This window comes from Oscillatoria nigro-viridis PCC 7112 (assembly GCF_000317475.1).
GTDB lineage: Bacteria > Cyanobacteriota > Cyanobacteriia > Cyanobacteriales > Microcoleaceae > Microcoleus > Microcoleus nigroviridis.
Genome location: NC_019729.1, coordinates 6,625,745 through 6,646,168, shown reverse-complemented (window position 1 = coordinate 6,646,168; position 20,424 = coordinate 6,625,745). Strand labels below are relative to the sequence as shown.

Here is a 20,424-nt window from a genome sequence, read left to right as displayed (position 1 = left end):
TGCCAGCGATCCCTGTAATGATAATGATGTGGATTCAATTGGGCTCAGCAAATTTAAAGGCCCTAATCATAAACCGCTTGTAATTCATTCAATTGGGGTCAGCTTTCATAAAGACCCTAAATATATAAAATCAATTTAAGCCCAGCGCCAGCCTTCACTGATAGAAGAGCTGGCGTTTGGCATTTGGTTAGGATCGGGAGATTCGGAGATATAATCAGTAGGGTGCGCTTAGCAAGCACTCAGAAGCCCGTACCAGCGCCGTGAACCGAGTTTTTTGCCTAGCATCCGGTATAGGTAATACCTGTTCCCAAAAATCATGCAACTCTAGGCAGATGCTGGAAACCACGATCGTCATCAGTCATTCGCAATTCTAAAATCTAAAATCTAAAATCTAAAATGGTATAAGTGCTGGGGCGATCGAATAATTTGACCTTTCCCGAAGACCTTAGCCTGTGCAGTAATTAATGAGATGTGTCAAAGTCGAATTAGAAAAAGATGTTGGGAGATTTTACTATGGGTCGATCGTTTTTCCCCGGTCGGTGGACGTTATTTTTAGCAGCGGGGGCGGGAATTGTATTGTACAGCAATGCTGCGGCGGCTGCCGAAAAGGTAGTGCTCAAATACAGTGCGATCCGAATGACTTTACCCGTCAGCGAATTAGAAATTTTTGCAGAAACGGGGAAAATGTCGCCCGCGTTAGAAATGCTGCTGGGAAAGGCAAAAAAAGAGCCGGAAGCGGTTCGCACCAGTCTGACGAGACCGGTAAAAGTCAGTCAAGGCTTTTTGGATCGGACGCTTAACAGCAAGGTTGGGGAAATAATTCTCGATGAAGTGGGTCAGGTAATTCGCACTCCTTCTGGGAATGCAAATCGAGAAGCTTTGCGCGAGGCCTTGGTGCTGTCTGCAACTAATGATAACGAGATTACTCTGCTAGAAGCGATGAAGAATTATCCTTCTCCAGAAGTTTATGTTGAGGGCGATCGCTTAGTTGAAGCTTACGGCAAACTTGTCGCTTTGTCAGAACAATTGGGCGGCGTTTCAGAACGGCTGCAAGACATTTTGAACAAGATTCGTCTGCCTCGATTGTAGTGGATGTGGTCAAAGACGGTTGATTGCTTCGACCGATCGCAGAATGTTGCTGAACCTGAATCTACAGGGGAGTTACATTTTTTTTGTGCAAAATTTGCCTAATTTTGACACGAGTAAAAAAAATCTAACTCCAGGCAAGCTCCAAACCAGACGGGAATCAGTTATTCCTAATTCCTAATTCCTAATTCCTAATTCCTAATTCTAAAATCATATAACTTCACTGTAAAATCTATCTCGGGATAGATGTTCGACAGCTTACAAAAAGTTTGTAGAGGAGTAAAATTTTTTCTTATGAACCTATGTAAAGCAAAAAATGCGGGAAAGAGCTTGTGTATCACCGATAAACTGAAAGGGGATCGGGTGGAGACTCCAGATTATCTATCTTAAGATAGAGAAATTCTGTCAGAGTCAGGCGCTTCCGGAAAAACAGCTTATCATTAGTAAAATTGTTATAGAGAAGATGCCATTACACAAAGTATTAGAAAAAAATATGGATACAAAACTCTGATACTGCATTCATTAATACTTGCACTCGATCAACTTTACTTACTGGGTAAGACTAGCAACATGAAAAACAATCCTATTCGTTCAAAAGACCGTTTTTTGGTTTTCGGCGCTCCGGCGATCCAAGATGCTGAAATTCAAGAAGTGGTGTCAACCATGAAAACAGGTTGGCTGGGTACTGGCCCGAAAGTGATGAGTTTTCAAGACGAATTTAATGCTTACAAGGGTTCCCAGTACGCGATTGCAGTCAATTCTTGTACGGCGGCACTGCACTTGAGCATCCTTGCTGCTTCGTTACAACCGGGGGATGAAGTCATTACTACTCCAATGACTTTTTGCGCTACAGTTAATGCGATCGTCCACGCCGGGGCAACACCGGTACTGGCGGATGTAGATCCGGTGACAATGAATATTGACCCGGCTCAAGTCGAAGCTAAAATAACTTCAAAAACTAAAGCAATTTTGCCTGTTCACTTCGCAGGTCGTCCCTGCGATATGGATGCGCTTTGCGAGATTGCTCGCCGTCACAACTTGAAGTTAATTGAAGACTGTGCTCACGCGATGGAAACAGAGTACAAGGGGCGGAAAGCAGGCACATTTGGGGACTTCGGATGCTTCAGCTTTTATGTTACCAAAAATATCACGACGGGTGAAGGAGGAATGATTCTGGTTGCCAGTCAAGAAGATACCGACAGGCTCAATATTTTAGCGCTGCACGGTATGAGCAAAGATGCTTGGAAGCGATTCGGAGACTCGGGTTACCAGCACTACGAAGTGGTGGGAGTCGGTTTTAAATACAATATGATGGATCTGCAAGCTGCGATCGGCATTCATCAAATGAAACGAATTACTCCTTATTGGCAGCGGCGGGAGCAGATTTGGCAGCGCTACAACGAAGCATTTGCGGATCTGCCGATTACTTTGCCCGCCAACCCAGAACCGGATACAATTCATGCTTATCACCTGTACACCATTCTGGTAGATGAAGCCAAAACAGGAATCAGCCGCGACAAGTTTCTCAACGCTATCAATGCTGAAAATATCGGTGTCGGCGTGCATTACATGAGTATGCCCGAACATCCTATTTATCAAGAAATGTTTGGATGGCAGCCGGAAGACTATCCGAATGCTGGGTACATCGGGCGGAATACAGTTAGCTTGCCGATTTCGGCAAAATTAACAGATGCAGATGTGGAAGATGTAATTGCTGCTGTTAAAAAATGTTTGGCGATGGGCCAACCTCGCACTCGATTATCAGAGACAGCAGGCCAAACCGCCTAGACTATTAGTCACAAAACAATGTGAGAGTTCTCCGGCTAGTCAGCATCTATTGAATGACCGCTCACATTCAGTACCCTAAAATTTTACACCCTCTAAACCTAGTGGGATTGGAGTTTTTGGTTGATACATCTAGAGTTTTTTTGGTATCCCCAAACTATATTTGTAGCTATTAAAAATTCTGAGATGTTAAATGTCTGGGGTGCCGAATGTGAGTCAAAATCCTGTGAACCTACATTTTGTAAAGCGAGCATTTATTGAAATCACCGAAAACCTGTTCCCAAAAATTGGCATGGAGTGGGTTCTGCAGGCTCATTTTTTTAGTCATAAACAAATAATTGATTGTTGAGCAGATTTCAATTTGTCGATTAGTTAAGAAAAAAAATCAATAATGAATAAACACATTGGCTACTTTATCCCTGAATTTCCCGGACAAACTCATACTTGGATATGGCGAGAATATCAAGCACTCCTAGAGCTTGGTATGAAACCTCACATGATATCAACCCGCCGTCCGCCCACTAAAGTTGTACATAATTGGGCTGAGAAAGCGCAAAATATGACTGATTATTTACTTCCCTTAAAAATCAAAGATTTTGTTAACGTTCCCATAGAACTGATCGAAGCTGGCCCGATTGCTTGGTGGCGCTGCCTCAGTGTAATTGCTAATACTAAAAATATATCCTTTTCTCAAAGGCTTTACTATTTGATATGGGTTGTTATGGGGGCCAAGCTAGCTTGGCTTGCCAGAACCCAGGGCTGGTCTCACGTCCACGTTCATTCCTGTAGCAATGCTGCTAATATAGCCCTATTTGCCTCCATACTTTCTGACATCACTTATAGTCTGGCTCTTCTAGGTCAGTTAGAAGATTTTGGGCCCAATCAAGAACAAAAATGGAAATATTCTGCTTTTGCTTCTGTAATGTCTGAACAACTCCTCAATTCTGTCAAAGATGAGCTGGCAGGCTTTTTGCCCAAGGATGTGAGGGTGTCACCAGTCGGTGTAAATCTAGATGAAGTTAAGCGTGAAACTCCCTATACTCCTTGGCAGGAAGGCAGTCAATGCCGAATTTACACTTGCGGCCGTCTGAATATAGCAAAAGGACAAAAGTACCTGATTGAGTCAATTAAGTTGCTTCGACAACAAGGGTTTGATGTCTGCTTGCAGATTGCTGGTGAGGATGCAGAAGCTGGCAATGGCTACCGTAAAGAACTCAAGAAATTCATTCAAGAGCAATCAATGTCTGATTATGTTGAGCTGCTTGGTTCTGTCTCAGAAGAACGAAATCGCCAAGGTTATCAAGAGGCTCATATTTTTGTTTTACCCAGCTTGAAAGAGGGAATTTCTGTAGCTGTTATGGAAGCAATGGCTGTGGAAACTCCTGTAGTAGTGACGCAGGTGGGTGGAATGGCGGAATTGATAGATAACGGTGTTGACGGTATGCTAGTCCCGCCGGAAAATCCCGAAAAAATGGCAGAGGCAATAGCAAAATTGCTAAAGGACAAAGAATTAACATTGAGCATGATTCAGAAATCTCGACAGAAGATTGCTGCTAAATTCCACCATCGGCGTAGTGCTCAGATATTACTTGAATCCTTGGAGCAGCTCAGCTAATTTTTGGAAGATTCAATCCAGGGATTTTTTAAGTTTTAAGTAGGTATCGATAACGTCCTAGCTCCTGAATAGAAGGAGCTAGGATATCTATCCTAATTCTAAAACGCCCTTTGTTCTGAAAAATCGTGAAATTAACGCCGTGTTTCAAGTTGGTTTTAAACATGGGGCGATGTGAAGCTACTATCGGTTACAGCATTTGGCTTTGCTGCTGCTCAATAAGCCAAAGTTTCTAAAGTTTCCCGCAGATAGGAACGAACCTGCTGATCGATGGTGGCATTTTGCTGCTGACGCTCAAAATTGAGTTCTAGCTGCCAGCGTTGAAATCCTGAACTTGCGCCGATCGCAGATTTGAGACTGCCCCAGATTTCAGAATCTTCGCACAGCTCGATCGGCTCTGCGGCTTGAGGTTCTTCTGCAAGCGGTAGATAATTCGCCATATTTTTATACCTCTGTTTTAATCCCTTGTAAGGATTGAAAGCTGACCTTGACACTCTCTATTATAGATTCTTCTCTCCAAAGAGCCAACCTAAAATATCCACAACCTGCGGTTAAAAATTAAATATTAAGACTATTAATAATCTCTATCCCAAGAGGGGCCTTGCCTATTTTTTTCACAGCATACATCTGTACAAATTAAAGTAGCTTAAACTACAATTGTCCCCGTCTTAATTTTTTCTTTCACTTTTTTTCGCTCGACTCTTCGGGTAGAGATGTAACGCCGTTGGTGTCAGCAGGTTTTGGGTTGACAATACTGCCGGCTGACGAATTCCCTATGCCGGATGCTGGCCCAATTGACTCTACGGGTGCAGCCTCAGTGACACTTGTCTCGGCTGCCAAAGCCGGCAAAAGTCGATCGACTTGCCAAGGCGCGATCGTAAAATCCTGCCGAATTTTTTCTAAAACATGAGGCTTTGTCGCTGAAAATTCTGATTCCGGCGTCAGCAAAACCGCCATCACACTAGCAGACACCTGCAAAAACAAATTGCTAGCTAAAAAAGCAGCAACTGCCAACAACAATCCAGCCCACCGCCAGGAAGGAGGAAAGGGAGCCACCGAAGCCGCCAGGGGGGCCAATCGGTAAAGCTGCCACAAAATTACTGCCAGCAAAACAGCGACAAAAAGAGCGATTCCTTGATTTAACTTAGTTTTAAACCGAGTCAGAAGCCGGTGCTGCACAGAAGTTAAATTCTGCGGTTTTACCGCCACAACTAAAATACTAAAAATGTAAAAAGGGCGGAACCACTGCATCCACAGCACAGGAACAATACCTGCTACAGCCACTAAAAATATTTCTAACCAGATAGGGAGCAGGGGAGAACCCACTGCGAGTCCCAGCAAGCAAAGTCCCAGGAATATCGGCAGTGTAGCCGCCCCAGAAAGGTGAATCCACAAAAAAGGATCTGACCAAAAAGAACGCACTTTAATTAATTATTAGTTATGAATTAGGAGTTTTGAATCTGGGATTTTGAGATTTTGGGATGCACTCTTGACTCTGAAATCCGATGGGAGGAGTAAATATTTAGCTATCAAACCGAGGACTTACAAGCAGAAATCTGGTTTATTTCGGTAATTCTTATTGGAGCGAGCCAATTTTCCATTTTAAGCAAGGATAAAGACGATTAGGAAGTTCTTAATTCCTTCTTCCTTCTTCCGACTTCCCTTTTCCTTCGGTCAACCCAACGACTGCGATCGGGGGGCAAGCTGTCAACTCTTCCTTCTTCTTTCTGTCAACTGTCAACTGTCAACTGTCAACTGTCAGATGAATTTGGGAGTATTGAGTGAAGAGAATATTTGCGAGCGATCGGCAATTTAGTTGCCTTCACTCAAAAATTCTCTTCCAACTCAACACTCACAACTCAAAACTATTGAGAGAGAGTCCGGCGCTTAGTAACCATCCGGTAGGCTTCAATCATATCGCCCTCCGCCCAGTCGCTAAACCCGCTCAAGGAAATGCCGCATTCAAAGCCAGCATTGACTTCTTTGGCATCTTCCTTCATCCGTTTTAGGGAGTCGAGGACACCTTCGTAAACGACATTGTTGCCCCGGCGCACCCGCACCTTGCAGTTACGGATGACTTTGCCAGAGAGTACCATACATCCAGCCACAGCCCCGCGACCGATCGCGAACACAGCGCGCACTTCGACTTGACCCAAAGGTTCTTCCACCAATTCGGGTTCCAGCAGGCCTTCCATCGCCCCTTGAATGTCATCCAAGAGGTTGTAGATGATGCTGTATTCCCGCACGTCTACCCCCGCTTGGTCAGCCGCGAGGCGAGCGTCGGTGGCGAGAGTAGTATTGAACCCGATAATTACAGCATTACTAGCTGCCGCGAGGTCAATATCCGTTTCTGTAATTTCCCCAGGAGCAGATAGCAGCAGTCGGAGTTGAACTTCTTTTTGAGGAAGTTGAGTCAGAGCGCCGACAATTGCTTCGAGGGAGCCTTGGACATCTGCCTTCAAGATCAAGTTGAGTTCCTTGAGAACGCCTTCCTTCGCTTGTTGAGAGAAGCCGCTGAGGCTGATCCGTCCGCCTTGCAGCAGGCGGGAATCTCGTCGGGAGGTAGCTCTTCCAGAGGCGATCGCCGCAGCTTCTTTTTCGTTTGCGAAGACATCAAACTCGTCTCCGGCGCGAGGAACTTCCCGCAGCCCCAGCACTTCCACCGCGAAGGATGGAGTTGCTTGGTCTACGCGATCGCCCCGGTCATCGATCATGGCGCGCACCTTGCCCAAAGCCGAGCCTGCGACCACAATATCGCCCACTCGCAGAGTGCCGTTCTGCACCAGCAGAGTTGCCACCGGCCCCCTTGCCTTGTCGAGGTGAGCTTCAATCACAGTACCCTTAGCCGGTCGGTGCGGGTTGGCGTTGAGGTCTTCCATTTCCGCCACTGTCAGAATCATTTCCAACAGAGTATCCAGGTTTTCGCCTCGGATCGCGCTGACTGGAACCATCGTGATATCCCCGCCCCAGTCATCTGCCACCAAGCCGTACTCAGTCAGCTCTTGCTTCACCCGTTCCGGCTGAGCGCCCTCCTTGTCTACTTTATTGATAGCCACGACAATTGGTACTTTCGCCGCTTTCGCGTGGCTGATAGCTTCAATTGTCTGAGGTCGCACCCCGTCGTCCGCCGCCACCACCAAGATGGCGATGTCCGTAACCCGTGTTCCCCGAGCCCGCATCGCTGTAAAGGCTTCGTGGCCGGGCGTATCCAAAAATACCACCTGCTGGCTCTTGCCTTCGTGTTCCACATCTACGTGGTAAGCACCGATGTGCTGGGTAATGCCCCCAGCTTCTCCCTGAGCCACCTTGGTTTTGCGGATCGAGTCGAGCAAGGTAGTTTTACCGTGATCCACGTGACCCATAATCGTTACTACTGGGGGACGGCGTTCGAGGTATTCCAAATCCGCTGCGTCCAGCATCTCGATCACTTTGATAGCTGGGGCTACTTTTTCTGGGGTTTCCACCTCTACGCCCATTTCTTCGGCTACCATCCTCACCGCTGGAATGTCCAGGGTTTCGGTAATATTTACCGCAATGCCTTTAGAGAAAAGCCGCTTAATAATTTCGGTTTCGGGAACAGCCAGACTAAATGCTAGTTCTTGAACGGTCATCGGCCTGCTCAGCAGCAGCTTTTCTGGACGTTCTACCTTAGCTTCGGCTGTTTTGCCCCGGTTGCCGCGTCCCCCGCTCGAACCTGAAGAACTTTTATCGTGAGAAGGGCTTGGTCGCTTATTTTTGCCGCTGCTTCCGGGTGCGCCCGGAGTTGGTGTTGACTTGGGTGCTGCTTGTCCCTTCGCTTTAGCTGGGCGGGCTAGGGACAGGCTGACCGTGACTGGTGCTGGCAGATCCAAGCCGTTTTCTAACTCATCGTCATCCTCGTCTATGGGTTTGAGGCGAGAACGTTTTGCCTTAACAGCCTTAGCAGCTTTAGCTGCATCTGAGTTTTCGTCATCATCTTCTTCCCAAATGACCGATGTCTTTTTGGCAGGACGAGGGAGAGTTGGCCTGCTGAGGAGAGGAATCTCCAGCAACGGCGTATTATCTTCTTCATGGTCATCAGTGTCATCCCCTACGGCTCCGGTGTCACCGCCCCGGCTGCGCAGCCCGGTAGCTGACGTTGCGGGGGCAAGGCTCCGGCGCGGGCCGCCGGGCTGGGGTCGATCGGCCAGTTGAGTTTTTACTGGGCCACCAGCGCCTTCCCGGCGCGGTCTTTGAGCGTCGCGAGATTCGGTAGCAGAGCCCGGTGCAGGTCGGCTGGGGCGGCTCGGTTTAGCCGGCGCTTCCAGAGTTTCTGACTGTCCTGATTGCTCTTGCTCGGTTTTTGCCAGTTTGAGTACCGGCTTGTTTCCCAGATTTTGTGGGGTACGGCTAGGCGACTCGGATGCCGCTCTGACTGGCGGCGACGTGAGTTTTGCCGAGGGCGCGGGAGGGGCGGTCGGCGGTTGCTGGGTGCGTTCTGGAGCCTTTTCCGACGGCGGTTGAGGTGGCGCAGGTGCCTGCGCCTGGGCGGTTGTTTCCGGGGCGATCGCACCTACAGTTTCCGACACTTCTGACGGAGCCGCCGACACAGCGACATTTGGCTTCGACAGTACAGGTCGATTGATATTCGGTTTAGCTGGAGGCTGGAGTTGTTGAGCAGCAGGCGACTTGGGAGGAGTTGCCACGGTTGCCGCAGGCTGGTTTTTTTTCTCCTCGTTGCCTGCAGGCTGGGAGGAAGCACCAGCCGGCCGTACTTTTGGACTGCGTATTTCTAAAATTTGCTGCTTTTTTTGTTGGTCGTTAGGGTGAGGGCCAGATTCTCTAGATGGCGCTGCAGCTCTTTCGGGTGGAGCTGGCTTGCCGGGGGAAGAGTGGCTACTGGCTACGTATTTTTCCGCCGTTTTGCGAATGCGCTCTGCTTCGGATTCTGTAATTGTGCTGCTGTGGCTCTTGACTGAAATATTGAGCCGCTCGCAAACTGCCAAGATGTCTTTATTATCCAAATTTAGTTCCCGTGATAATTCGTAAATTCTTACTTTGCCGTTGTTCATCCACTCTGCCCTCTTTTGTGCCAACCAGTTTTTACATTGTGATTTTTTGTTCTAATGACGACATCATTCGCTGTGATTGATTCAGTGTCAGGAATCGGGGTTTTGGTACTCGCTCAGCAATTTTATCTAAAAGATGCAACTCGCTGAAGTCTGCGGTTGAAGAATTCTCAAGTCTGTTTGGGAACTTGGAACTCCGAAGTCTGAGTTTTGGCAAAACCCACTCTCTCAAGCTTCAAAGTTTGCCTTTCCACCTTGAGGATACCTCTGCTAGTACCCTACCCTTATCTAATCTGACACAAATCTTTCCAGACTGGTGGGCAGATCGGATTGGGGTTTTATAGCTGGCGCTACCGGTAATTACTGGTAGGGCTGCCAAGAGGCTTTATACAGTCGATGCCGAACTATTGTCGGTTTCTCGTCCTGCCCGGCCAGAGTAAGATGTACAGTCAGATGTGGCTAAACGCTGCCAAAGTTTTTGGTACAGTTCGTCAGACACAGGCGCTTTGAGCGATCGCCCAAGTCGATTTTTTTTCTGAGCTGCTTTGAGGCATTCGGCTTCCCGACAAAGGTAAGCAGAACGGCCCATGCCACGATCTAATTGTACCTGATGAGAAGGATAGAGCCTGACTACTCGCCAAAAAGCTTCCTTTGGAGCTATTTTTCGACAACTTGCACAGCACCGGTAGTTCGGTTTCATTTCTTGTCAGAGGGGGAGTAGAGGGAGAGGAGGGAGTAGAGGACAAGTCCTCCTTGTCTCCCGAAGATAGAAAATTTTATGAAAAGGAGTCAATAGTCAGAAGATAGAATTCAGAATTCACAATACGCCATGCCCCAAGTCAGGGGTAACGGTAACAGAAAGAATTTTTTGCGATCCGCGATTAAAATCGGAGGCTTTCAACCTCGATTCTCCATCCTGTCGCACAGTACCCATTCTGGATTCTGGCTCCTGAATTCTGAATTCTTCGGTAAATGTCACAGTTTTTAGACTGCGGCTTCGGTTTCCTCCGTGGCGGCTGCCTCCTCTTGCTCAAATTCTGCGCTTTCCTCGTCGCCGTCGTAGTCGCCTGCTTCGTCTGCGTCGTAGTCGTCTGCTAGTTCTTCGAGCCTAGTTGCTTCTGCTGCCAATTTGCTGTCTTCGGCGGCGCGATCGTACTTAGCAATATCTTTGATATCGATTTTCCAACCTGTCAGGCGGGCTGCGAGGCGGACGTTCTGACCTTCTTTGCCAATGGCAAGACTCAGTTGGTCTTCAGCGACCAAAATGTGAGCTCTCCTGCCTTCTGGAGCAACTAAACGCACTTCATCTACTCTAGCGGGACTCAGAGCGTTAGCAATATAAGTTGCTGGGTCTGGAGACCAGCGGATCACGTCGATTTTTTCGCCCCGCAATTCGTTGACTACTACCTGAATCCGCGATCCCCGCGCTCCGATGCAGGCTCCTACAGGGTCTACGTCGCGATCGAGAGTATCAACTGCTATTTTAGTCCGGGGGCCGACGTGCCGGGAGGGCGGATTTGCCTCCCTGGCTACGGCGACAATCCTCACCACCCCGTCTTCTATTTCTGGTACTTCGTTAGCAAACAGGTAAACCACCAAACCTGCGTCCGCTCTAGACACGAGTAACTGCGGCCCTCTAGTAGATCCTTCGCCTACTTTTTTGAGATAAACCTTGAATGTAGCGTTTGCCCGGTAATTGTCGTTGGGCAACTGTTCGCGCTTAGGGAGTTCGGCATCTACTTCTGGCTGACCGAAGCTGCTGGTAACTGCTAAAATTACCGACTGCCTCTCAAACCTGAGAACTCTTGCTTGAAGAACGGTTTCTTCTAAATCTTTAAACTCTTCTTGAATCATTTTGCGCTGTTGGTCGCGCAGTTTTTGAGCGAGAACTTGTTTGGTCTGGATGGCCGCCATGCGACCAAATTCTTTTTGATTTGGTGTTACGTCTACGAGTACGATGCTGCCCGGTTGAGCTTCCGTGGCTACTTCTTGCACTTCCGAAAGTGAGATTTCGTGATCGGGATTTGCGACTTCTTCGACAATAGTTTTGTTGGCTAAAACGCGGAAACCTTCTTGTTCTGCGTCGAGTTCTACATCAAAATTGTCGAAGTATTCTTCGCTGAAGTGATCGAGTTTTTGGGTGCGGCGGTAGCGTTCGTATCCTTTGAGCAGGGCTTCTCGCAAGGCTGCTTGGACGGCGTGCTTGGGTAAATTGCGTTCTTTGCTAATACCTTCGACCATTTCTTTTAGTCCGGGCAGGGGAACCATTGACATATAAAACTCTCCTTTTGTGCGTTGGTAATAAGTAACTGGTAATCGGTAATTGGTACTTGGAAATTTTCCAGGAAAAGTGATCGCAGAGGAGTGATGAGTTACTGGGTAGGATTAGGGAAGCTAGGTGCTGTAACAATTTATTTGTTGTTCCTATTCAACCCGCTGCTACAGATGTGCTTGTTAAAAATTAACTCGCAGCCAAGCGTTTTCAGCTTGCTGCGAGGCAATCTCAAAACTCAAAACTCAAAACTCAAAACTCAAAATTTCCCTTTACATCTCCTTTCCTTCGTCTAGTTCAACTTTGACAATCTGAGGGCGGGGAATTTTTACCTGTCGCCCTTTTTGATTGAGATAAACCGCTGTTTCATCCCGGCCCAGGAGTAGTCCTTTCCACTCTTTGATTCGCGAGTCCGGTTCGGTGGTTTTGGCTGTCACGGGGAAACCTTTAAAGGTAATGAATTCTCGATCGCTGCTGAGCAATCGGGATATTCCCGGACTGGAAATCTCTAGCACGTAGGCATCGGGTATGATGTCGGCTGCATCTAACTCGGCATCGAGGGCTGTACTCATGCGCTCGCAGTCGGCTAAACCAGTGTCTTGTTGGAGGTTGCGGATGTCTACCCGCAAGACGGGAGGATTTTGGTTGGTGTGAAACACTGCTCCCACTACTTCCAATCCCAGTGTTTCCGCAACGGGGGTAGCTAAGTCAATGATTTGTGGGATTAGAGGATGAGTCATATCGAATACTTAAGTTAAAACTCCTAAACTCGGACACGGGCAAGGAAAAATTTGGTGTTGAGATTGCTTGGCTTTGAGGTGGTTTGATTAGGTGGCTGCGACTTTCGTCTTCAACTTTGGGACTTACCCAACATCCCAGCAGGGATCTCAAGCGGGGGGGGTACCCCTACTAAATCAGTCCTCAACTTGCAAGTCAGACGCCCTGAGCTCTTTTCCTGCGACTAATGCAACAAAAAAAGTGGGGTTGACCCACTCCTAGGTAAAACAATTTCTTCCAAGAAGTTTGAGGACTTCTTCCGATCGAAGCGAGGCCTCTGTTCTCAGTTTAGCTCGATCGCCCGTCCGGTGACAAACCGATCGCCCTCGGCGGACTGTCCGAGGGCACAAGGGGAGCTGACAGAGGGAAGGAGGACGACTTCATCACCGTTTTGGAGTGGGGTGAGGGCAAATTCCTGGTTGATACCGAAGCTGGTGGGGCGCCCCTAGAACTGTTGGCGATCGGCACTCAGGCGTTCTAGGACTTGCGATAGGGGAGTTTCTTTGGGAAATTCTAATTTCAGTTCGGACAAGCCCTCTGCTTCTTGATAGGCGGCCAAGAGTTTGACAGTAATGGTGATTGGTAGATTAGACATGGGCGATCGCACGATCGACGGTATATTGACAAAACAGCAAAACTAAGATTCACCATAAAAAATCCCCCTTACTAATGCTGAATAGGAAGCTCAATTACAAACTCTACCCCCCATTCTGGCGAGGAAATGCAGGTCAGCTTACCACCATGTTTTTGTTCTACGATCTCACGGCTAATAGACAAACCTAAACCTGTCCCTTTACCTACTGATTTGGTAGTAAACATTGGCGTGAATAAATGCTGCATTACTTCCTGAGTTATGCCAACCCCATTATCAGCAATCCGAATCACCACTCTGTCATCCTGAAGCATTTCAGTGCAGATCCGAATCTGTGGAGTGTCATTGCTCTGTTTCTTTTCCCCGCACAGCGGACAACTAATCGTAGACTCTTCTAAAGCATCAATTCCATTCGCCAATATATTCATAAACACCTGATTGAGTTGCCCCGGATAACACTCTACTAGCGGCAATTCCCCATACTCTTTAATCACTGCAATTCCTGGGAAACTTCCTTTAGATTTCAGTCGATGCCCTAAAATTAATAAGGTACTATCTAGCCCATCGTGAATATTCACTGGCGTTAGTGCCGATGTATCCAACCGAGAGAAATTACGCAGTGACATAGAAAGATTGTACAGTCGCTCTGTTCCGACCGCCATTGAATCAATAATTTTTGGCAAATCTTCAACAATAAAATCTAACTCAATCTCCTGGGACTTATCCTCAAATTCTGATGTCGAAGTAATGTTGTCCTGGCAAAGCCGAGTCATCTCGATCAAATCGGCAATATATTCCTTGGCAATAGGGATATTATTGGAGATAAAACTAACTGGATTGTTAATTTCGTGAGCCACCCCAGCTACAAGTTGACCAAGGCAAGCCATCTTTTCACTTTGAACGATTTGCACTTGAGCTTTTTTAAGATTATCCAAAGCTTGAGAAAGTTCAGCCGTTCGTTCTTCCACCCGTTTTTCTAACTCCTGCGCGAGCTGATGTAACGCTGCTTCTGCTGCGAGTCTGTCTTCAATTTCCCGTTTGAGAAGCAGATTTTGGTCGGCGAGAGTTTTAGTCAAAGCACGCAGCTTTAAATGGAGGTTGACTCGAGCTAACACCTCCTTTTGTTCAAAGGGTTTAGTAATGTAATCTACAGCCCCTAGATTAAAGCCTTTGACCTTATCTCCTATGTCAGAAAGAGCCGTCATAAAAATTACCGAAATTTCGTTTGTCAACGGACTTGCCTTCAGGCGGTGGCAGGTTTCAAACCCGTCAATTCCTGGCATCATCACATCTAAAAGAATCAAATCAGGCTGAGTATATTCAGCCTGTTCGATGGCAGTTTCGCCATCAGTTGCTACCAAAATCTCCCATCCAAAACCCGCTAAAGCTTCAGAAAGCACGTCCAGATTGCTAGGATTGTCATCGACGATTAAGATGGTACTTGTTTCCATATTTGCTGCCTTCATTCTTTTTCTATTCTGTGGGATGTAATAAACTCTTTGATTTTTTTGACCTGATAGCCTTGGGCTAACTGGCGCAGCTCAACAGCAAAGGGCACAAATTTTTGATCCAATTTCTCTAGGTGTTCACTGCGCTTCACAATTCCTTTCACGTTGCCTCTCATCGCCAGTTCAAGTAGGAGTTCAATTTCTCCGGGCGGGGGAGCCACTACAGAGGTAGATTCAGAAAGTGATTGAGGATCGGAGGAAAAGGGAATAGTGTTGATTTGTTCATTTTTTCGTTCCTCATATATCCATTCAAGTTTTAAATACTTTTGCAACATCTCAAATAGCTCTTCTGCCTGCACTGGCTTACCGAGAAAATCGTTTGCTCCCCCCTCCAAGCTTTTATGTTGGTCGGTAGCAAATACACTGGCCGATGAAGCAATGATTGCCACGTCTTTATAGTGTGACAAATTTCGGATACGGCGCATCATCTCAAAGCCATCTAACACTGGCATCACTAAGTCAGTGATAATCAAATCGAACTTAAACTCTTCTACTTTTTCTAAACCTTCTTGACCGTTTTTAGCTTCGGTTACTTCAAAGCCGATGGGTTCCAGCAGATTGACAATGACCGAGAGGTTTTCCCATTTGTCATCCACAACCAAAACTTTCTGCTTTCTACCTTGGTAGCCAACCAGCTTTCTTTGCTTGGCAATCGTGGCTGTATTTGCCCAGTCTGCCGCTTCCGGTAATTCCAAATCCAGCCAAAAAACACTGCCGACTCGTGACTGACTTTTTACTTGAATTGTACTACCCATCATTTCGACAATTTTCTGGCTAATTGTTAAACCGAGTCCGGTGCCTTCCGCCTGACGATTGCTGTCTCCTACCTGTTCAAAAGGCAAAAATATTTTTTCTAATTGTTCTGGTGTCATACCAACGCCAGTATCTTCTATTTGAAACCGAATTTTGTGAATTGGTGAGGCTGGCTTTTGGTCATTGCTTTGTACCTTTTCACCTGTCTGCTTTTCCAGATGTTCTATCTTAAAAGTCACTCGTCCCGAGTCGGTAAACTTAATTGCATTGCTCAGTAAGTTAATTAGTACCTGTCGCAAGCGTTTCTCGTCAGCGTAGATGCCAGCAGGAATTTCCGAACTGGGTTGATAAACAAAAGCAATTCCTTTTTGTTCGGCTCGGATGCGGCAGATTTCCGCGACTCCCTGCAAAAAGGAAGGAAAATGGAAATCTTTCGCGTAGAGTTCCAATTTCTGAGCTTCAATTTTAGCGAGGTCTAAGATGTCATCGATCAGGGTTAGCAGGTGGGAGCCACACTGGTGAATAATACTGATGCCTTGGAGTTCCTTCGGAGCCATCGTTTTTGAGCGTTCTAGGATTTGAGCGTATCCTAAAATTCCATTGAGTGGCGTTCTCAATTCGTGACTCATATTCGCTAAAAATTCACTTTTAGCTTGGTTGGCAGTATCGGCGATTTGTTTGGCTTCGGTGAGTTCGGCGGTGCGTTCTTCTACTCTAATTTCTAGCTCGGAATTGGTCTTGGCTAGCGCCTCAAAGGATTCGCGCAACTGCTGGGCCATAAGGTTGAAAGCCTGGCCCAGAACTTCTAGTTCTTCTACGCCTTTTACCTGCACATTTTTCTCTAAGTCGCCACTGGCGATCGCCCTAGAAGCTGCGCTCAAACGGAGAATGGGGCTGGTAATCCAGCGTGCGGTTAAGATTCCCAAAACGGTAGCTAGCGCCAAGGCTCCCAAACACAACAAAATGGTAGTCTGGGTATTGGCGTTAATTTGATCCATGAAATCGCTTTCAGGAACTACGACGACGATCAGCCAGTCCAATCCTCGGCTATCCTGAAAGGGCATAACTTGGAGGAATTGCCGCTGACCGGCGATCGTAAAATCTAATTGCTGAGAGCTATTAATTTTAGTGAGGTTGCCAAAGCGTTCTTTTAAATGCGCTGTTGTCAGCCGAATTAAATCATCTCTGCTATCTAAAGCATTCAGGCGATCGAGCTTGTCATTGTTGGTGATAAATGCTTCTTTGAGAGTTGAACTCGCTACTAGGAGTCCAGAACGTTCCATAATGAATGTCTGTCCCGATCGACCGATGTTTAAGCTGTGCAGGAAGTCACTGAGGAAAGAGAGCAGAAAATTAGCAACGAATACCCCGCGCAGCTCGCCACTTTCGTCATAAACTGGATGACCGGCAGGAAGCGAGAGCGTTTTCTGACCTACAAGCGAAAAAATTTCGCTCCATGTGGGCTTGCCTAAGCGTACACTGTCTTTATACCATGAACGGCTGAGTATATTGTAGTTGCGGGAGACTGTTAAGAGCTTCGTTTGATTGCCTTTGCTATCAGATTCATAAATATGAAGTTCATTTCGATGCTCTTTGTCTGCTATTTTAAAAACTACTTTGCCATTCTCTTGGCGTTCAATGGCAATGAATTCTCCTGTTTTACTAGCAAAACCCATGTTGGGCAGAGAAGGAAAGGCTTGAATTTGCTCCCACAAATAGCGCTCCGTACTCTCCAATTCGTCGGGATTTAAGTACCCTAGTCGAAAGGCATTGGCATTCAGTTGATTGACGCGAGGGGCTGTATCTAGGTATGTGTTGAGCTGCTGCTGGATGCGGGCCGTAATTTCACTTCGCAACTGGCTAGCAACTTCGTTGACTGCTTTTTGCCCGTTGCGTAAGGATAGCCAGCCTGTCAGCCCGACAGCGGCAAATATTTGTAGAACGAATGGGAATACTAATATTAGGCGCAGGGACACCTTTTTTTTAGAACGGTTTGACAGGAAAGTGGTTGCAGAGGTCTGTGACATTGATTGGTGTTACTCCTGGGGTAACGAGTTGGCGGAAAAATCTCAGTGAATTGAGTGCAATGAGGCTGAGGAAATATATATTGACAAGCAATCTATAATAGTTAGTGAAAAGTTTGAGACAGTAACTTGCTTAAACAAGCATGGCTACTTACGTCTTTTCTCTGAAATGGCAAGAATAGCTGACTAAAGATACTGACGCGCCTGATTTTTTCCTAGCATTAGTCATTTTTTTTAGCTTTCAGGAAACCAGTTAGCAATCATATCTAATAGATTACTTGGTTTAGAGCTATTTGTAGTAGTTTTTAACTTTACTTTACAGATTGACTCTAAAAAGTAGAATCTCATCAAGATTACATAAAAATTACATAAAAATTGATATAATGTACGTCTAAAAAAATTGACAATCAAGCATCCAGGATACAAGCCCCCCGATTCATTCCGAAAGCAGACTCAGGACCCAGAAATAAAAAACCTGTATCCGATGAAACTTGCCGAACGTATTTATCTCGCGCAAGTCAATGCTTAAATCTAAAATCTAAAATCTAAAATCTCAAATCGATTGACAATCAAGCATCCAGGATACAAGCCCCCCGATTCATCCGTCCAGAAATAAAAAACCTGTATCCGATGAAACTTGCCGAACGTATTTATCTCGCGCAAGTCAATGCTTAAATCTAAAATCTAAAATCTAAAATCGATTGACCTTTCTCGCTAAAAACATGACACCCCAGCCCGCTGAGAATCCTAACGGCGGTCTAACTCACTACCGCGCTGAAGATGTGATGCACCACCCTGCCGATGACTTTCGTAGAGAATGCCGATCGCACATGAAACTTTACAATTCCGGCCAGTTTCATTTGCAGGAGATACAGCCGACTAGAAGGATTCGATCGCCATGACAAGCCGCCGTTATGCCCTACGGGATTAACAGTGGGAAAGGATCGAAGATTTGTTGCGGGGACGTGAAGGTGATGTGGGTGGGACAGTCTGCCTACAATCGGTGGTTCGTGGAAGCGGTGTTGTACCGCTACCGAGGGGCATCGCGTGGGGAGACTTGCCCGAACGGTTTGGGGACTTCCGAGTGATGACACGCCCTAACGCGGGGCTATCCGTTGCAGTTCTTTGGCTTGTTCTAAAATTTTCTCGAAGTCTTCTTCGCTCAACCGCTGAATGTAGTTGATTTTGAACTCTTCTAGGAAGTCGCACAGCAGCAGTTGTATTTCTTGCCAGGTTTGCTGCTGTTGCAGTTCGGTTCCTAAAGCTTGCCCGAAATGTTGGACTAGCTGGCTGGAGAGTTTGATGCTTATGGGGTCTTCGCTGGCGATTTTGAAGGCTTCGTAGGCATCTTGGGGGCCGAGGGTGGCTAATTTTGAGAGTTCTGCAACTAATTGCTGTGCTAGCTGTTCGGGCAGGTTTCCCAGCCCGGGTACTTGCTTCCATCCTTGATAGAGGGGGGATTGTTTGAGGAAGGTTTCAATATTGTACCGGAGAAGGGCTTCTAGGTCTGGCTGGAGTTGGGGAAGGACTTTGTAGACGGTTATTTGGACGAGATGGGTGGCGATCGCTTCTATTTCATTGATATTGTTGATGTCTAGATAGCGCTGTTTTGGGGATTGAAAGAGTTGACGAGCGAGTTCGCCTGTGGTAATTGATTGCTGCATCTGGTTGATGAGTTGAATTACTACAACTTCGGTCAATTCTTGGGCGAAGTTGGCGACGAAACCTCGGCTGATTTGGGTGCGTATGGGTTGGAGATCCGGCATTTTGGCTTGGTGGATGCGAATTGTGACGGGTAATACTCGCAACAGGCGCCAGAATGGGAGCAGCAGGAAGATGTCGTACCATCGCCAGAGCATGGCTGCTCGCCAAGTGACGCTGCGGTGGCGGCGGCCGATCGAGTAGGTACGGGCTAGAAATTCGATCGCGAATATGGCGATGAATGGCAGGTCTATTAGCCAGAAGTTATCGGTGAATTCGCCGTTTTCTCCGATCTCGCGGTAATAGTTGGTGGCGATTAATGGCTTGATTTTGGAGTCAAACCACTTCATTTCTTTTTGCCAGCCTTGTTTGTTTAAATAGTCAGAGTTCCAGAATGTTTGGAATGATTGTTTAGCGGAGTCTTGCGGATTTGGGACGCGATCGCGCATCCGGTCTTTTATTTTTTCTAGGGTGCCGCTTTTTGATGCTACTCGAAAGGGATCTTCGTCGATCATTTTCGCGCTCAGATTGTTTATTTCCTGCAATTTGGCTGCTACTTGGGGAGAGGGCAACCCTGTTTGCACTACTTGACTTTTTAATTCTTCTAAGGTTTCCAGATATTGCTGGGTGTCTCGGTGGGGTTTAATTCCTTTAAATGGGTCGTATACTTGAGTTATAACTGGCAGTTGCCGGAAGTAGAAATCTCGCCAGGGTACGTAAGTTAGGTCAAATAATACTAGGCTTAAATTTCCTAGGGCAACCAGTGCCATGAACCGCTCGAACCAGGGGACTTTTGGTGATTTTATGCGGGAGTTTGGATAGGGAGATGGCTGTAGTTTTGGTGTCACTGGCGATTCCTAATTAAGTAGACCGATCGGATTAGATGTAACTGGTAATAGCTGAAAAAAGGAAATAGGGAAAACTGGCTAAGTGTCTGGTCGCGCTCGGATTGCGCTCGCGGAAGCTAGTCTTTATTTTAACGTGCGTTTGTTGGGGATTTTTGGACTGTTGATTAGGCTTGGTTCTATAAAAAATTATACTTGTAAAATATTAAGGTCGATCGAAGTTGACGGAAGCTGTTGCTCCCGTTAGTGTGCTTCTCTCTGGCAATAAAATTATATCTCAGGCGGAATCCTCAGTTTTTTTGGCGTGGCAGAGCTCACGGGGCTGGTAATAAATTACTATTTCTGTTTGATCTACGGGCTATTTGAGCGCTAAATCAAATGTATTGCAAGGATCGGAGTCTAAGGTTAGATATGGACTTCGAGTTTGAGGTCAAACCCTCAA

General features: G+C 46.7%; 16 protein-coding genes and 1 pseudogene. 5 read left to right on the top strand and 12 right to left on the bottom strand.

What is annotated here, in order from left to right:
* Positions 1–214 precede the first annotated feature (214 nt).
* On the bottom strand, positions 215–355 hold the full coding sequence (locus tag OSC7112_RS40265) for a hypothetical protein (RefSeq protein ID WP_190274282.1): 141 nt from the start codon (positions 353–355) through the stop codon (positions 215–217).
* Positions 356–513: 158 nt separating this feature from the next.
* On the opposite strand from OSC7112_RS40265, the gene OSC7112_RS27710 reads away from it, so the two are divergent.
* From OSC7112_RS27710 to epsE, 3 genes are all read left to right on the top strand, one after another.
* Entirely contained in the window at positions 514–1,089 is a 576-nt protein-coding gene (locus OSC7112_RS27710) for an alpha/beta hydrolase (RefSeq protein ID WP_015178997.1), read from the top strand.
* Positions 1,090–1,656: 567 nt separating this feature from the next.
* Positions 1,657–2,874 carry a DegT/DnrJ/EryC1/StrS family aminotransferase gene (locus OSC7112_RS27705; RefSeq protein WP_015178996.1) on the top strand — a complete coding sequence of 406 codons (1,218 nt, stop codon included), beginning with the start codon at positions 1,657–1,659 and terminating at the stop codon, positions 2,872–2,874.
* A 388-nt stretch (positions 2,875–3,262) separates the two neighbouring features.
* Positions 3,263–4,486 (top strand): exopolysaccharide biosynthesis GT4 family glycosyltransferase EpsE, encoded by a 1,224-nt coding sequence (epsE, locus tag OSC7112_RS27700; protein ID WP_015178994.1) that lies wholly within the window; start codon positions 3,263–3,265, stop codon positions 4,484–4,486.
* 212 nt (positions 4,487–4,698) lie between these two features.
* Here epsE and OSC7112_RS27695 read toward each other — a convergent pair whose 3' ends face one another.
* The 10 genes from OSC7112_RS27695 to OSC7112_RS27655 all read right to left on the bottom strand — a co-directional run bounded on the left by OSC7112_RS27695 (position 4,699) and on the right by OSC7112_RS27655 (position 17,439).
* The gene (locus OSC7112_RS27695) at positions 4,699–4,923 is read right to left on the bottom strand and encodes a hypothetical protein (RefSeq protein ID WP_015178993.1); all 225 of its coding nucleotides are present in this window, start codon (positions 4,921–4,923) and stop codon (positions 4,699–4,701) included.
* Positions 4,924–5,164: 241 nt separating this feature from the next.
* The gene (locus OSC7112_RS27690; protein WP_015178992.1) at positions 5,165–5,905 is read right to left on the bottom strand and encodes a low-complexity tail membrane protein; all 741 of its coding nucleotides are present in this window, start codon (positions 5,903–5,905) and stop codon (positions 5,165–5,167) included.
* Between the two features lie 443 nt (positions 5,906–6,348).
* On the bottom strand, positions 6,349–9,513 hold the full coding sequence (gene infB, locus OSC7112_RS27685; protein ID WP_015178991.1) for a translation initiation factor IF-2: 3,165 nt from the start codon (positions 9,511–9,513) through the stop codon (positions 6,349–6,351).
* Positions 9,514–9,895: 382 nt separating this feature from the next.
* On the bottom strand, positions 9,896–10,210 hold the full coding sequence (locus OSC7112_RS27680) for a YlxR family protein (protein WP_015178990.1): 315 nt from the start codon (positions 10,208–10,210) through the stop codon (positions 9,896–9,898).
* A gap of 117 nt (positions 10,211–10,327) precedes the next feature.
* Positions 10,328–10,489: a hypothetical protein gene (locus OSC7112_RS40260; protein WP_190274281.1), complete on the bottom strand. Its 162-nt coding sequence runs from the start codon at positions 10,487–10,489 to the stop codon at positions 10,328–10,330.
* A 5-nt stretch (positions 10,490–10,494) separates the two neighbouring features.
* Positions 10,495–11,784, bottom strand: coding sequence for a transcription termination factor NusA (gene nusA, locus OSC7112_RS27675; protein ID WP_015178988.1), 1,290 nt, complete (start codon positions 11,782–11,784; stop codon positions 10,495–10,497).
* Between the two features lie 270 nt (positions 11,785–12,054).
* Positions 12,055–12,522 (bottom strand): ribosome maturation factor RimP, encoded by a 468-nt coding sequence (gene rimP, locus OSC7112_RS27670; RefSeq protein ID WP_015178987.1) that lies wholly within the window; start codon positions 12,520–12,522, stop codon positions 12,055–12,057.
* Between the two features lie 482 nt (positions 12,523–13,004).
* Entirely contained in the window at positions 13,005–13,154 is a 150-nt protein-coding gene (locus OSC7112_RS42230; protein ID WP_015178986.1) for a ubiquitin family protein, read from the bottom strand.
* Between the two features lie 71 nt (positions 13,155–13,225).
* A complete protein-coding gene (locus OSC7112_RS27660; RefSeq protein ID WP_015178985.1) occupies positions 13,226–14,602 on the bottom strand; it encodes a hybrid sensor histidine kinase/response regulator in 1,377 nt (458 codons plus the stop codon).
* An 11-nt stretch (positions 14,603–14,613) separates the two neighbouring features.
* Positions 14,614–17,439, bottom strand: a complete 2,826-nt coding sequence (locus tag OSC7112_RS27655) for a hybrid sensor histidine kinase/response regulator (protein WP_015178984.1) — start codon at positions 17,437–17,439, stop codon at positions 14,614–14,616.
* 698 nt (positions 17,440–18,137) lie between these two features.
* On the opposite strand from OSC7112_RS27655, the gene OSC7112_RS38690 reads away from it, so the two are divergent.
* Together OSC7112_RS38690 and OSC7112_RS36285 are read left to right on the top strand one after the other, a co-directional pair.
* The gene (locus OSC7112_RS38690) at positions 18,138–18,338 is read left to right on the top strand and encodes a hypothetical protein (RefSeq protein WP_190274280.1); all 201 of its coding nucleotides are present in this window, start codon (positions 18,138–18,140) and stop codon (positions 18,336–18,338) included.
* 41 nt (positions 18,339–18,379) lie between these two features.
* A pseudogene (locus OSC7112_RS36285) lies at positions 18,380–18,520 on the top strand (transposase); the annotation flags it as partial.
* A gap of 13 nt (positions 18,521–18,533) precedes the next feature.
* On the opposite strand, the gene OSC7112_RS27650 reads toward OSC7112_RS36285, so the two are convergent.
* Positions 18,534–19,985, bottom strand: coding sequence for a hypothetical protein (locus OSC7112_RS27650; RefSeq protein ID WP_317623922.1), 1,452 nt, complete (start codon positions 19,983–19,985; stop codon positions 18,534–18,536).
* Between the last annotated feature and the right edge of the window lie 439 nt (positions 19,986–20,424).

Coding starts and splice junctions, on each gene's coding strand:
- OSC7112_RS40265 (WP_190274282.1), bottom strand. CDS start 355: ATGACGATCGTGGTTTCCAGCATCTGCCTAGAGTTGCATGATTTTTGG.
- OSC7112_RS27710 (WP_015178997.1), top strand. CDS start 514: ATGGGTCGATCGTTTTTCCCCGGTCGGTGGACGTTATTTTTAGCAGCG.
- OSC7112_RS27705 (WP_015178996.1), top strand. CDS start 1,657: ATGAAAAACAATCCTATTCGTTCAAAAGACCGTTTTTTGGTTTTCGGC.
- epsE (WP_015178994.1), top strand. CDS start 3,263: ATGAATAAACACATTGGCTACTTTATCCCTGAATTTCCCGGACAAACT.
- OSC7112_RS27695 (WP_015178993.1), bottom strand. CDS start 4,923: ATGGCGAATTATCTACCGCTTGCAGAAGAACCTCAAGCCGCAGAGCCG.
- infB (WP_015178991.1), bottom strand. CDS start 9,513: ATGAACAACGGCAAAGTAAGAATTTACGAATTATCACGGGAACTAAAT.
- OSC7112_RS27680 (WP_015178990.1), bottom strand. CDS start 10,210: ATGAAACCGAACTACCGGTGCTGTGCAAGTTGTCGAAAAATAGCTCCA.
- nusA (WP_015178988.1), bottom strand. CDS start 11,784: ATGTCAATGGTTCCCCTGCCCGGACTAAAAGAAATGGTCGAAGGTATT.
- rimP (WP_015178987.1), bottom strand. CDS start 12,522: ATGACTCATCCTCTAATCCCACAAATCATTGACTTAGCTACCCCCGTT.
- OSC7112_RS42230 (WP_015178986.1), bottom strand. CDS start 13,154: ATGTCTAATCTACCAATCACCATTACTGTCAAACTCTTGGCCGCCTAT.
- OSC7112_RS27660 (WP_015178985.1), bottom strand. CDS start 14,602: ATGGAAACAAGTACCATCTTAATCGTCGATGACAATCCTAGCAATCTG.
- OSC7112_RS27655 (WP_015178984.1), bottom strand. CDS start 17,439: ATGTCACAGACCTCTGCAACCACTTTCCTGTCAAACCGTTCTAAAAAA.